We start from the raw sequence: 13,944 nt of genomic DNA, 5'->3' as shown, positions 1-13,944 counted from the left end.
ATGTTTATCAACGGAATTTCTAGCCTTAATGCTCAAGCTATTTCCTTAAAACAAGACGCGTTTTTTGAAGAAATTAAAACCTATAACACTAGAAATCTACAGCTTTATTTCTCTGATTTTAAGACCTACATTAAACCTTCTGCCATGCGAAGAATGTCTTCGTCAATAAGAATGGGCGTAGTAGCCAGCTTGCAAGCTTTAGAAGATGCAAATCTTAGCCAGCCAGATGCCATTATAACGGGGACGGGAATGGGATGTAAAACCGACTCAGATGTGTTTTTGGAAGCGCTATTAGAAAGTGATGAAGGCTTATTGTCACCCACAAAATTTATACAATCTACGCACAATACGGTGGCTGGCCAGATTGCGTTACAATTGCAATGCAAAGCGTATAATATGACTTTTGTACAAGGTTCAGCTTCTTTTGAGAGTGCTTTGTTAGATTCATTTTTACAAGTTGCCTCGGCGAAGAGCAAAAATTTTCTAGTGGGAGGAGTGGATGAAATTTCGATTCATACCAATGAATTGCACGTGTTGGATGCACAGTTAAAAGAAGAGGTAGAGATACATAATTTGCAACTTTTAGAATATACAACTCCAGGAAGTATTCTTGGGGAGGGAACTTCTTTTTTTGTTACTTCTTCTCAAAAAACAGATTCTTCTTACGCTTTGGTGAGAGATATTCAGCTTTACAATCAGTTAAAAGAAGAAGAATTAGAGTCTATCATACACTCTTTTTTAAAACGAAATAAAATTACTTCGGAAGAAATTGATGTGATTGTTTTGGGAAATAACGGAGATGTGAGTTTTGATAACTACTACCATATTTTACAAGAAGGTCTTTTAAAAAAAACTGCTCAGGCTTACTATAAACATTTGGTAGGAGAATTTTATACCGCAAGCGGATTTGGTTTTTGGTTAGCGTGTAAAATTTTGAAACTCCAAAAAATTCCTTCAGTATGTTTATTAAATAATATACAGCCTCAAAAAATGAAGAAAATTCTTCTCTATAATCAATATAGAGGTAGAGATCATAGCCTTATCTTGCTAGAATCATGCTAAAGTTTAAAATCGTCAATTTTGTTTTTTTCTTGGTGGCAATCCTTGTTTTAATGGGAATTGTAAACGCTATTCTTCCTATATATGCAATTTTAATTGTATTGGGAGCGTGGTTATTGGTGACGTTTATAGCATCCACGAATATCAAAATGAATTACTTTTTTACTTCGTGGCAGTCTCAAGAAAATACTTCCAATCAAATTGCGCTTACGTTTGATGATGGACCTACGCATAACACGCTGCAAATCTTAGAGATATTAAAAAAACATCAAGCAAAAGCTTCTTTTTTTTGCATAGGACATCGGGTAGATGAGCACCCAGCTATCGCAAAGAAAATAATTGAAGAAGGCCATACCATTGGTAATCACACGTATTCTCACGCTAAAAATTTGGGTTTTTTTAGCAATAAAAGAATGCAAGGCGAAATAGAATCTTGCAATCGTGCTATTGCGGCGGCTACTGGGAAAACTCCGCGTTTGTATAGACCTCCATTTGGAATTACCAATCCTAAAATAAAAAAAGCACTAGAAATTACAGAGATGCAACCAGTGGGGTGGAGTGTTCGTTCTTTCGATGCTTTACTTACTTCTAAAGAACTTATTTATAAAAACATTATTCGCCAGGTGAAATCTGGTGATGTAATTCTTTTACACGATGATCGCGTGCAAACACAAGAAGTTTTGGAGCGGTTATTGCTATCCTTGAAAGAAAAAAATTACAACTTGGTCACTATAGATCAATTATTTAAAAGCCATGCCTATTCTTAAATTTACCTTCTTCGTGTTATTTTTCACTTGTTTTTTAAGCTGGTCACAACAGCCGCTTTCTAAAAAAGAAGAGCTCGATTTTTTAAAGCAAGTAAGAGAGACTTCTGAGCTTACAAAAACCTTAAAAGGAACGTTTCTGCAAACCAAGCAACTTAGCTTTTTAGAGAAGCGTATAGAAAGTACTGGTGATTTTTATTATCAAACGCCTAATTTGGTAAAGTGGGAATACAAAGAGCCTTATTTGTATAGCGTTATTTTTAAAAACGGAAGTCTGCTAATTAATGACAATGGCAAAAAACAAGATGTAGATTTAGCTTCCAACAAATTATTTGAAAAATTAAGCGATTTAATCGCCAATAGTATGAACGGAAAAATGCTTACCGATACCGATTTCTCTACCAGCTTCTTTAAAAATAACGGAGAAATAATGGCAAGATTAATTCCGCAGCAAAAGCAACTGGCCGAATTTTTTAAAGCCATCGAGCTTCATTTTAATGAAAATTCTTTCCTAGTAGGAAAAGTAAAATTAATTGAACAATCTGGCGATTTTACGCTGATTGAACTTCAAAATTTACAACAAAACCCTTCTTTAGATGCGTCGGTTTTTACTCATTAGTACTTGTTTCTTATTGGTTTCTTGCGGATTGCCTTTGTTAAAAAATTTAGAGGAGACAGGCTTAATAAATGCTCCCAAGAGTATTGAGAATCCTTATTTTAAGGAGTTAGATTCTTACCTTTTTAAAAGCTCAATTTCTATTTATAACCATGATTTAAGCGGAATCTTAGTCATAAAAAAACTATCTGACACCTCTAGCCGTGTTGCATTTACTACAGAATTTGGAAATACGCTTTTAGATATGACGATAACTCAAAACAGTTATGAAAAACATTTTGCCATCAATAAATTAGACAAAAAAATTATTTTAAGAACCTTGGCAAAAGACATTCGGACTTTAACCGCAAACCACCTAAAGACCCAAAAAGCCTTCCGTCAAGGAGAAAAAGAAGTGCTGATGGCCAATTTAAATAAGTTTCAGGTGTATTTTTTTTTTAGCGATAATCAATTGGAAGAAATTGTAAAAACTACTAAAAATTCTGAAAAATTAAAGATTCAATTTTCACAGGATGAAGTGGGGCAGTTAAATTTAATTAACTTAGCTCATGAAGATATAGACTTACATATTCAGCTTAGACCCATAGATTAAACCGAGATGCTTTTAAAGAATTTTACCACTATTATTTCAGAAAAAAAAGAAGAAGATACGCTTACTTCAATACTTCATATTAATGAAAATCATGAAGTTTTTCAAGGTCATTTTCCAGAGCAATCTGTAACTCCTGGGGTGTTATTAATTCAGTTGTTTAAAGAAGAGGCAGAGCGTTTTTTAGGCAACACTTTGAGGATTGAAAAAACAACCCAGATAAAATTTCTTGCTGTTGTAAATCCTGATTTAAATAATGAATTAGAATTGCAGTCGGTTTTTTCTAAAAAAGAAGATTGTTTTCATTTAACGGGGAAAGCGCTGCAAAATAATGAGATTGTTCTCAAGCTTAAGTTGATTTTAAAAGAGGTATAAAATATGGCATTAGCCTCATTACAAGCTCGATTTCAGTTGCTTAAATGCGTAGTGATGATTCCTACGTATAATAATGAACGCACTTTAACCCGAGTGATTGATGCTGTTTTGCGTTATACAACTAACGTCATTATTGTTAATGACGGTTCTACAGATAACACCGCCAACTTACTTAAAGATTATGATTTTCTGACTCAAATTCACCTTTTTAAAAACAAAGGAAAGGGATTTGCACTGCGTCAAGCCTTTCATAAAGCCGAAGAATTAGGCTATGAGTACGGAATTAGCATAGATTCAGACGGACAGCATTTTGCAGAAGATTTACCCATTTTTTTAGAAGAATTAGAAAAAGAACCCAATAAAGAAATACTCTTGATTGGCTCTAGAACCATGACTGGACCCGAGATTCCTTCAAAAAGTAGTTTCGGAAATAAGTTTTCTAATTTTTGGTTCTGGATAGAAACAGGCACCAAACTTACTGATACGCAATGTGGTTACAGATTATATCCGCTTCAGCAAATCAATAAAATGTATTTATTCACCAATAAATTTGAGTTCGAAATTGAGGTAATTGTAAAAGCAGCTTGGCGCCATATAGAAGTAAAAAATGTGCCAGTACAAGTTTTATACGATCCTAGTGAACGGGTGAGCCATTTTAGGCCTTTTCAAGACTTTACGCGTATTAGTATTTTAAATACGTTTTTGGTGGCTGCAACTTTAGTATATTACCTTCCTAAGCGAAGTTTTCATGAATTAAAAAACACCAATAGAAAAGAGCTTTACCAAATTTGGAGAGAGAAAATTTTAAAAGTAAATGAACCGCCGCATAAAAAAGCTTTGGCCATTTCTCTAGGCATTTTTATTGGAATAGCTCCGTTTTGGGGGTTTCATACCTTATTAGTTCTTTTTTTGGCGCAAATCACTCAACTTAATAAAGTACTTGCTTTTTTAGCTTCAAATATAAGTTTCCCTCCATTTATTCCATTTATTATTTACCTGAGTTACCAAACAGGAGGCTTTATATTAGGGAATGAATTGGATACAGGTTTAGAGATTTTTGAGATAAAAAATGCCTTAGATATGGTTAACGGGATGAAGCAATATGTAATTGGAGCTTTTGTATTAGCAACTGCCAGCAGTCTTTTGGTGGGAATTGTATTTTATTTTATATTTTCGATCCGTCAAAATAAGCAAGCTGCAAAAGCCTAAATGTCTAATTACTTCATCCATATTTATCAGTTTTTTAAACGACAACCTTGGTTGCTGTGGCTAGGAATTTTGTGTCTTTTGGGCTTGAGTATCTTCTCAATTTCTAAAGTTGAATTTAAAGAAGACATTACCCAGCTTATTCCTAAAAATGACCAATCTTTAATCACTCAAAAGGTACTCAATACGGTAGATTTTACGGATAAGATTATCGTAAATATCAGTGTAGATGATGAAGCAAAAGAGGAGAAATTAATCGCTTACGCGGAAGAATTTTTAGAACATCTTCAAGATTCAACGGCTTTTGATGTAAAAAAAATACAAGGAAAAGTAGCCGATGAGGATTTGCTACAAACCTATGACTTTATATATGAGAATCTTCCGCTGTTTTTAGATCAAAAGGATTATCAAATTATAGAGCAAAAATTACATCAAGATTCCATTCGGGAAACCTTAAATGCTAGTTATAAAAGTTTGCTTTCTCCTGCGGGAATTATTACCAAAAAATACATAGTCAAAGATCCTTTAGGATTGACTTCAATAGGCTTAGAAAAATTAAAACGCCTGCAAATAGGAGACGATTTTAGTATTTACAAAGGCTATTTGCTCACCAACCATAGAAAAAATATACTTCTATTTATTACGCCCAATTTTACGGCAGCTAATTCCGATAAAAGTAAAGTCTTGGCAGAAAATTTATATAAGCTGACCCAAAAGCTAAATGATACGCACGAGGAAATCAGTGCGAGTCTTTTTGGTTCTATGCTCTATGCCGTTGCCAATGCCCAACAAATTAAAAAAGATATACAATACACCATTGGTTTTGCTTTAGTTTTACTGTTGGTAATTTTAATCTCTTTTTATAAAAAATTATACATTCCCCTTATTTTATTTGTACCCACATTCATTGGAGGAACGCTAGCTATTGGGATTTTGAGCCTCTTCAAAACCGAAATTTCACTCATTTCTCTAGGCATTGGCTCTATTTTACTGGGAATCACCTTAGATTATGCCTTGCATATACTTACTCATGCCCGCAAACACGGCCATACCAAAGGATTATACAAAGAGATTTCTTCTTCTATTTTAATGAGTAGCGCCACCACGGCTACCGCTTTTTTCTGTCTGCTTTTTGTGAAAAGTGAAGCCTTAAAAGATTTGGGTGTTTTTGCAGCCATAAGTGTACTTATATCAGCGATGGCAGCACTTGTTATTATTCCGCAGTTGTACAAACCTAACACCAAAGAAAATTTAAAGTCGAATTGGTTGGATCGGTTTTCAGCTATTTCTTTAGAAAAGCATACATGTTTAGTAGGTAGCGTGCTGGTTTTTTTTGTCATCGGATTATTTTTCTTTCAAAAAGTAGGTTTTGATGATGATTTATCTAACTTAAACTATCAACCTCAAGAATTGCTAAAAGCAGAAAAAGCGTTAGAAGAAACTACGCAATCTTCAGTAGCTTCGCTTTATGTGATTTCTTACGGAGAAGGAATAGATGAAGCTTTAAAAACCAATCATTCTTTATTTAAAAAATTAGAAACTTTAGAATCCCATCAAAAAATTAAACACTTTAGTAGTTTAGGCGGAATTGTAATTTCTGAAGAAGACCAACAACAAAAAATTAAGGCTTGGAAAAGTTTTTGGAATACAGAAAGAAAAGACACTTTAATTGAGAATCTCAAAACTGAAGGAAAAGAAATTGGCTTTAAAATTTCTACTTTTAATACATTTTATTCTCTTGTAGATAAGGATTTTAAAACCATTTACTTAAATCAATACAAAAAGGTTTCTAATTTGTTTTTAGATGAATTTTTAACCACTTCTAATCAAGAAAAGTGGAGTACCGTGATGTCTATGGTTGAAGTCACAGATGCTCAGCAAGAAGAATTTAGAAATTTTATAGAACAAGAAAAAAATGTTTTAACCATTGATAGAAAAGCGCTGAATGAATCTTTATTAGGAAGCTTACAATCAGATTTTAGTCAGTTGATTAGTTATTCTTTTATCGCTATTTTTCTCATTTTGTGGTTCTCTTTTAGACAAATTGAATTGGTATTTATAACACTTTTACCCATTGCAATTACTTGGGTAATCGCCCTTTTTTGTATGTATTTGTTAGGGATTCAGTTTAACATTCTCAATATCATTATTTCTACGTTTATTTTTGGACTAGGGATTGATTACAGCATTTTTATCACCCACGGTCTACAAAAACAATATGAAGAGCGTAGAGATAAACTCGATACCTATAGAAGCTCGATAGTATTGTCGGTAATCACTACTTTATTGGGAATGGGCGTACTTGTATTTGCCAAACATCCCGCTTTAACTTCTATCGCTACGGTTTCTATTATTGGCGTACTTACTGCGGCTTTGGTTTCATTTACCATCCAGCCTTGGTTGTTTCGTTTAACCATAACGCACAGAGCTAAAAACGGACTTAGACCGTTGCAATGGAAAAGTTTTAATATGGCTGTTTTCAGTTTTATCTATTTTGGCGTAGGTGCGTTTTTAATAAGCGTGTTGAGTGTGATATTAATTCCTATTCTGCCATTCCGTAAAGAAAAAAAGATGTTAGGTTTTCATAAAGTGGTGGCTTCTTTAATGAGCTCTGTGTTAACTAGTAACCCTTTTGTAAAGAAAAGACAGCTTCATTTTTCTAATGAAATTTGGAAGCAACCTAGCATTCTCATTGCCAATCATACTTCTTTTTTAGATATTCTATCATTAGGAAAATTACATCCCAAAATGATTTTCTTGGTAAATGATTGGGTGTACCATTCTCCAATTTTTGGAAAAGCAGTTCGATTAGCTGGATTTTTTCCTGTAAGTAACGGAATTGATGACGGCGTAGAACATTTGCAGCAAAAAGTAGAGGAAGGTTACTCATTAATTGCTTTCCCTGAAGGCAGCAGAACTACAAATAATAAAATGAAACGCTTTCATAAAGGCGCTTTTTATTTGGCGGAAAAACTAAATATTCCCATTACGCCCATTTTAATTCATGGTAATTCTGAAGTACTACCTAAAGGAGATTTTGTGATTCATGATGGAAAAATCACCTTAAAATGTTTACCTCAAATTCAGTCAGATTCAGAGGCTTTTGGTGTAGGTTACCGAGCGCGAACAAAAACAATAAGTACTTATTTCCGTAAAGAATATCAAGAATTAAAAGATAGAATAGAGCAGGAAGACTATTTTAAAACGTATTTGCTTTCTAATTACCGTTATACTTCTTATTTTACTGAAATTAAATCGGAATATACCACTTGTATTGAAGCCCATCTCAAGATATCACAGTATCTAAAAGAAGAGAAATCAGTAAACATTATAGATACTTCTTATGGAATGTGGTCTTTTTATCATCAAATTAGACGTCCGTTTTTAAAAGTAAATGCTTTATTTTTAGATGAATTAGACAAAGATAAAACTGAAACTAGGTTTTCAGTAAAACACCTCAATCTAAGTTTAAATCCCTTTACGGAAGCTGCCATCAACAAATCGGCTCATTTGATGTTAAACCAAAACGATTTGAATTTGTTAAATGATTTCAGCTTGAAAGATGTAGAGTGCATTTATGTAATAGGAGAGGAGTTGCCTAACAATTTTGAAGGTTTAAACGGCTTTATTCATCAAAAAAGCGAAGAAGGATTTTTAATTTTGACGAGAGAAAATGCAAGCGATGAAGAATAATACCTACGATGTAGTGGTGATGGGAAGTGGTCTCGGTGGATTGGTTTCAGCAACTATTTTAGCCAAAGAAGGTTATAACGTATGCGTGCTCGAAAAAAACAATCAGTTTGGAGGAAATTTACAAACCTTTGTTCGGGATAAAAAAATATTAGATACCGGTGTTCATTATATTGGAGGCTTGGCTAAGGGCGAGAATTTATATACCTATTTTAAATATTTAGGGATTATGGATAAGCTTCAAATTAAACGTTTGGATAAAGATCACTACGATACAGTTTGTATAGGTAACGATGAGATAAACTACCCTCACGCACAAGGTTATGATAATTTTGTGAAGCAATTATCAATTTATTTCCCTGAAGAAAAAGAAGCTTTAATTGCCTATACTAAAAAGCTTCAAGAGGTGTGTGAAAACTTCCCTATGTATAAATTAAAGGTAGGGAAGCCTTATGCGAATACACCCGAATTACTCTCGGTAAATGCCAAAGAATATATAGAATCTATCACAAAAAATAAAAAATTACAAGCCGTTTTAGCGGGCACCAATTTTTTATATGCAGGCAGTGAAAACTCGCCGCTTTATGTACACGCGCTTTCAGTCAACTCGTATATGCAAAGTGCTTGGCGTTGCATTAGAGGTGGTAGTCAGATTGCGAAGCATTTGGTTAAAGAGATTAGAAACCATGGCGGTAAGGTGCTTAAATACCACGAAGTGAATCAGTTTCATATTTCAGAAGAAAAGCAATTGGAGTCAGTTTCAACGGTCTCAGGCGAAACCTTTAAAGCGAAGTATTTTATCTCCAATATAGAGCCTAAAACTACGGTAGACCTTATTGGGAAAGATAATTTGCGGAAAGCTTACTACAAACGCATTAAAGCTCAGGAAAACATCATTTCTTCCTTTAGTATTTTTTTGGTGTTTAAAGAAAAAACTATTCCTTACCAAAATTACAATACTTATTATAGTGAGTCTATAGAGAAGGTTTGGGACGGACAAAATTATACCGAAGATTCTTGGCCAGAAAATTATATGGTAGGCATGGTAGAAGATCAAAAAAATAAAGGTTTTGCAGAGAGTTTAACCTCTATTGCTTATATGCATTTTGATGAAGTGAAAGCTTGGGAAGAAACATTTAATACGGTTGCAGAAGAGCAGAATCGTGGAGAAAGTTACGAGGCTTTTAAAGCAAAAAAAATAGAAGCATATTTAGACGAGCTAGAAAGGAAGTTTCCTAATGTAAGAGATTCTATTTACTCCATTCATACCACAACGCCTTTATCTTATAGAGATTATATAGGTTGCGAAGGCGGATCGATGTATGGCTATGTAAAAGATGCCGCACAACCTATGAAATCTTTTTTAGCTCCACGAACAAAAATTCCTAACCTGTTATTGACAGGACAAAGCGTTCATATGCACGGAATTTTAGGAGTAACGATTGGTGCGGTACTTACAGTTTCAGAAATTTTAGGCTTGGAATATGTCATGGACAAAATTCAGGCTCATATAGTACCTAAAGAGGAAGATAATTTATGAGAAAATTCTGCTTTCTTATATTAACGCTCACGCTTTTGGTTTCTTGCGGAACTAAAAAATCTTTATCGGATAGACCAATAAGAACCGATATTTCTTCCATAGATACGCTTCGTATACAACAAGCTCCTAATTTTTATAGTTTAGGAAATAATTCTTTACGCAAAAATAAAGAAGGCCTTTGGGAAATTTATGTAGAAGGTGACGCGCTAGAACGCGGCGTGGCTATAGGCAGCCTTACCAAAGAACTTATGGCTAAGCAAGAAAAAGTTTTTATGAGTAAGATTGAAGCTATGGTAGATTCTCCTTCTTATTTTAAATTTTTGAGTAATGTGGTGGCTTGGTACAATAGAAAGCTTTATAAACACGTAAAAGAAGAATACAAAGAAGAAATTTATGGAATCTCTAGATATAGCCCTCAAAACTATAACTCCTTTGCAGATCCTTATATTTTAAATCTGTATTTACACGGCGCTCATGATATTGGGCACGCCCTTAAAGATTTAATGTTGGTGGGTTGTACTTCTTTTGCCACTTGGGGAGATCATACGAGTGACGGAGAGTTGCTCTTGGGTAGAAACTTCGATTTTTATGCAGGTGATGAGTTTGCCGAAGAAAAAATAATTGCATTTATCAATCCAGCTAATGGACAAAAATTTATGATGTACACTTGGCCAGGCTTTATCGGTGTGGTGAGTGGAATGAACGCTAGCGGAATTACGGTAACTATTAATGCTGGAAAATCTAAAATTCCGTTAGTGGCTAAAACACCTATCGCATTGCTTACCAGAGAGATTTTGCAATATGCCAGCACCACAGAAGAGGCGATAGAAATTGCTAAAAGTAGAGAAGTATTTGTTTCAGAATCAATTATGGTGGGTAGTGCCAAAGAAAAGAAAGCGATTTTGATTGAAGTTTCTCCAAGTAATCTTGGCGTTTATGATGTCAAAAATTCGTCTCAATTGGTGTGTTCCAATCACTTTCAAAGTGAGGCTTATAAGAAAGATAAAAGAAATATAAAAGCCATAGAAAACAGCCATACCCAAGCTAGATTTGATAGGATGACCCAACTGCTTCAACAGGAGGAACAAATTAATCCGCGTAAAGCGATAGAAATCTTGCGAGACAAGAAAGGAGTTGATAATTCTGCTTTGGGTTTTGGGAATGAAATGGCGATCAATCAGCTTTTAGCCCATCACGGAATTGTTTTTCAACCCGAAAAAAATTTGGTTTGGGTTTCTTCTAATCCATATCAACTGGGAGCTTTTGTGGCGTATGATCTTCATAAGGCTTTCGCGGAATTTGAGCAAGGAGATTTCTCCTTAAAAGGAATTGATAGCTTACAAGTAGAAGCCGATCCTTTTTTAGAAACCGAAGCCTATAAAAATTATGAAACGTACCGAATTGAAGAACGAAATCTAGAAACAGCCATAACGCAAGAGAACTTTACAAAAACAGCTGAAGAATTAGAAAAATTTGTAGCTTTAAATCCTAAATATTGGCAAGCTTATCAACGCGTGGGATTGTATTATTACAAACAAAAAAAATATGCTTTAGCTTTGCCTTATTTTCAAAAGGCATTACAGCTAGAAGTAACCACCGTTCCTGATAAGGAGGAGCTTAAAAAACTCATTAAAAAAAGCAAGCGTAAATCTTAATGCAAGAAAATGTATCACATATCACAAACGAAGCCTGGGAAAAATTAATCCAGCAGCTGCGTTACGTTCAAGAAAACTCTGTTTATTATCAGCGTTTATTTAAAGAACAAGGATTTGATTCGCATCAAGCCAATACTTCAGACTTTTTGAATTTACCATATACTCGTAAACAAGATTTAGCCAAGTTTAATGATGATTTTATAGCTGTAAAACCTCGAGAAATTATTGAGTACGTAACTACCTCTGGGACCTTAGGAGACCCAGTAACTTTTGCTTTAAACGAGAATGATTTACAACGCCTTGCGCTCAATGAAGCGCAATCTTTTCAATTGATTGGAGTAGGTGAAAACGATGTGGTACAAATTACCACTACCTTAGATAAACGCTTTATTGCTGGACTGGCCTATTTTTTGGGTCTTAGAAAAATTGGAGCTGGCATTGTTAGGGTGGGAGCAGGTTCTCCCGCATTGCAGTGGGATTCTATACAGCGTTTTAAACCTAGTTATTTAATAGTGGTGCCTTCTTTCTTAATTCAACTAGCAAAGTATGCAGAAGCCAATGATATTGATATCAATACCTCTTCTATTAAAGGCGCCATTTGTATTGGTGAAGCTTTACGGGATGAAAAACATGAATTAAACACGCTAGGGAAGAAGATTAAATCTCTTTGGGATATAGAACTTTTTTCTAGCTATGCCAGTACCGAAATGTGTACCGCTTTTACCGAATGTAAAAAACATAAAGGTTTACACGTTCCTGAAAATTTAATTTTTACTGAAATTTTAAATGAGAATGGAGAAGAAGTACAACCAGGAGAAATAGGAGAGTTGGTCATCACCACTTTGGGTGTAGAGACCTTGCCTTTGGTAAGGTATGCAACTGGAGATTTGGTTAAGAAATTGAAGATTACCTGTGATTGTGAGAGCAGTTCGGCTTTAATTTCTTCGGTATTGGGAAGAAAACAGCAATTGATTAAATACAAGGGAACCAGTATTTATCCGCAGCAAATTGTACAATTAATGATCAACTTGCCAGAATTGCAAGAATATCAAATACAAGTAACTTCCAATGAATTGGATACGGATAAGCTCAGCATTGTGATTCCAGAAGAAGCTTCAGAAAGTTTACAACATCAATTAAAAGAAATTCTAAAAGCGAATTTAAGAGTAACTCCATTATTAAAATTACTCCCATTGGATGAGCTAAAAGCGAGCATTTTTCCTGAAGGAAGCAGAAAACCCGTGCGTTTTCTAGACCTAAGAAAAGCTTAGACTTTTTGCGTATGAAATGCTATTTTTTCTCCATCTTGCGTGGTAGTAAAAAATAAGTAGTCTACGCCGCCATCTTTAATTTTATACTTTTTTCTAATAGTTTCTACAGAAATGGGAAAGTTTCGGGTGGTAATATTGGCTTTTTTATTGCTCCAAGATTTCATTGTCTTTTTTGAAAACGGAATGCTGCCTATAACCTTAAAACGCCTTCCAGGAAAAGAAATAAGTTCTTCTGAAGTATAGAGGTGACTATGCTGAGCGATTTTCTTCACTTGAAATTTTTCTGCTAAAAGTTGAAAAAAACCAGCTTTTAAAAGTGTTGCATTGGGTTCATATAGAAATTGTAAAGGCTGAGCATATTCCGCTTTAGCTTGATTTTCTTCTTCTATAAAAGCTTCAAAAGTTTCAGTATTATCTTTCGCGAAGTTTTTACAAATCAGCTTGACTTGAAAAGAAGAATTTTTATCAATTAGCCAAAGCAATTCCTTTACTTCATTATTTACCGCAACAATATGTATTTCTTTTACCGAGCCCAATTCTTTTAATCCCAACTGAATATCGAGCAGAGGAGCGGTTTTAATTAATACTAAATCAGACTTTTCTGTAAGAAGATTCAAATTTGAAAGCACATCGGGTTCGCAATCTTGTAACCGAAAAACCTTTCCGCCAAGTTCATCTCTTCTTGCAGGATCTATAAAAATAGTATCGTAATGTTGAGTAGAATTGGCAAGATGCGCTATGCTATCTCCGCAGATAAATGTGGTATTATCTTGGGTAGAAAGTTGCTTAAAGTTATGCTGTGCAATCTGGGATAATTCTTTGTTTTGTTCTACATGAATAACTTGTTCTATTACTTCAGCAAAGGAAAAACTATCTATCCCAAAACCACCAGTTAAATCTATAAGCTTTTTACCTTTAACTAAGGAAGCTTTGTATTTGGCAGTAATTTCAGAAGAGGTTTGTTCTAGATTAAGGCCGGGAGGGAAATAAATTTGTTTAGCAGCATACCAAGTGGGAAGTTTCCTTTTGGCTTTCTTTCTAGCTTCTATTTGTTGCGCAATTTCAGCAGGAGTAATTCCGGCAAACGGACTTCCTTTTAAAATAAGTTGTGTAGTGTTGGCATTCTCGTTTTTACGAATATAATCTTGCACTTTAGGTTCCAAGACAGTAAAATTCATA

11 protein-coding genes are annotated in these 13,944 nt (G+C 34.4%); 10 read left to right on the top strand and 1 reads right to left on the bottom strand.

Annotation, left to right across the window (positions count from 1 at the left end; all coding sequences use genetic code 11):
• The 10 genes from RLT85_RS06995 to flxY are packed head-to-tail and all read left to right on the top strand — an operon-like array spanning position 1 to position 12,765.
• Positions 1-1,062 (top strand): beta-ketoacyl synthase N-terminal-like domain-containing protein, encoded by a 1,062-nt coding sequence (locus RLT85_RS06995; protein ID WP_311401328.1) that lies wholly within the window; start codon positions 1-3, stop codon positions 1,060-1,062.
• Between the two features lie 50 nt (positions 1,063-1,112).
• Entirely contained in the window at positions 1,113-1,826 is a 714-nt protein-coding gene (locus RLT85_RS06990; RefSeq protein WP_311401327.1) for a polysaccharide deacetylase family protein, read from the top strand.
• Positions 1,813-2,442: a flexirubin biosynthesis/transport protein LolA2 gene (gene lolA2 / locus RLT85_RS06985; protein ID WP_311401326.1), complete on the top strand. Its 630-nt coding sequence runs from the start codon at positions 1,813-1,815 to the stop codon at positions 2,440-2,442. Before RLT85_RS06990 ends, lolA2 begins: the two co-directional genes overlap by 14 nt.
• Complete coding sequence (lolB2, locus tag RLT85_RS06980; RefSeq protein WP_311401325.1) at positions 2,420-3,031, top strand: flexirubin biosynthesis protein LolB2; 612 nt, start codon at positions 2,420-2,422, stop codon at positions 3,029-3,031. Before lolA2 ends, lolB2 begins: the two co-directional genes overlap by 23 nt.
• A 6-nt stretch (positions 3,032-3,037) precedes the next feature.
• The gene (locus RLT85_RS06975) at positions 3,038-3,403 is read left to right on the top strand and encodes an ApeI family dehydratase (protein WP_311401324.1); all 366 of its coding nucleotides are present in this window, start codon (positions 3,038-3,040) and stop codon (positions 3,401-3,403) included.
• A 3-nt stretch (positions 3,404-3,406) separates the two neighbouring features.
• A complete protein-coding gene (locus tag RLT85_RS06970; RefSeq protein ID WP_311401323.1) occupies positions 3,407-4,612 on the top strand; it encodes a DUF2062 domain-containing protein in 1,206 nt (401 codons plus the stop codon).
• A complete protein-coding gene (locus RLT85_RS06965) occupies positions 4,613-8,302 on the top strand; it encodes an MMPL family transporter (protein ID WP_311401322.1) in 3,690 nt (1,229 codons plus the stop codon).
• Complete coding sequence (locus RLT85_RS06960; protein WP_311401321.1) at positions 8,292-9,839, top strand: phytoene desaturase family protein; 1,548 nt, start codon at positions 8,292-8,294, stop codon at positions 9,837-9,839. Before RLT85_RS06965 ends, RLT85_RS06960 begins: the two co-directional genes overlap by 11 nt.
• Positions 9,836-11,494 carry a C45 family autoproteolytic acyltransferase/hydrolase gene (locus RLT85_RS06955; RefSeq protein WP_311401320.1) on the top strand — a complete coding sequence of 553 codons (1,659 nt, stop codon included), beginning with the start codon at positions 9,836-9,838 and terminating at the stop codon, positions 11,492-11,494. Before RLT85_RS06960 ends, RLT85_RS06955 begins: the two co-directional genes overlap by 4 nt.
• Complete coding sequence (gene flxY, locus RLT85_RS06950) at positions 11,494-12,765, top strand: flexirubin biosynthesis putative acyl-CoA ligase FlxY (protein WP_311401319.1); 1,272 nt, start codon at positions 11,494-11,496, stop codon at positions 12,763-12,765. Before RLT85_RS06955 ends, flxY begins: the two co-directional genes overlap by 1 nt.
• On the opposite strand, the gene RLT85_RS06945 is transcribed toward flxY, so the two are convergent.
• Positions 12,762-13,943: a class I SAM-dependent methyltransferase gene (locus RLT85_RS06945; protein ID WP_311401318.1), complete on the bottom strand. Its 1,182-nt coding sequence runs from the start codon at positions 13,941-13,943 to the stop codon at positions 12,762-12,764. The genes flxY and RLT85_RS06945 overlap by 4 nt on opposite strands.
• Between the last annotated feature and the right edge of the window lies 1 nt (position 13,944).

Origin of the sequence: Mesonia ostreae (assembly GCF_031845265.1) — a bacterium.
Classification (GTDB): Bacteria; Bacteroidota; Bacteroidia; order Flavobacteriales; family Flavobacteriaceae; genus Mesonia; species Mesonia ostreae.
The sequence above is the reverse complement of the archived record's forward strand: the minus strand, read 5'-3'. Positions and strand labels throughout refer to the sequence as shown.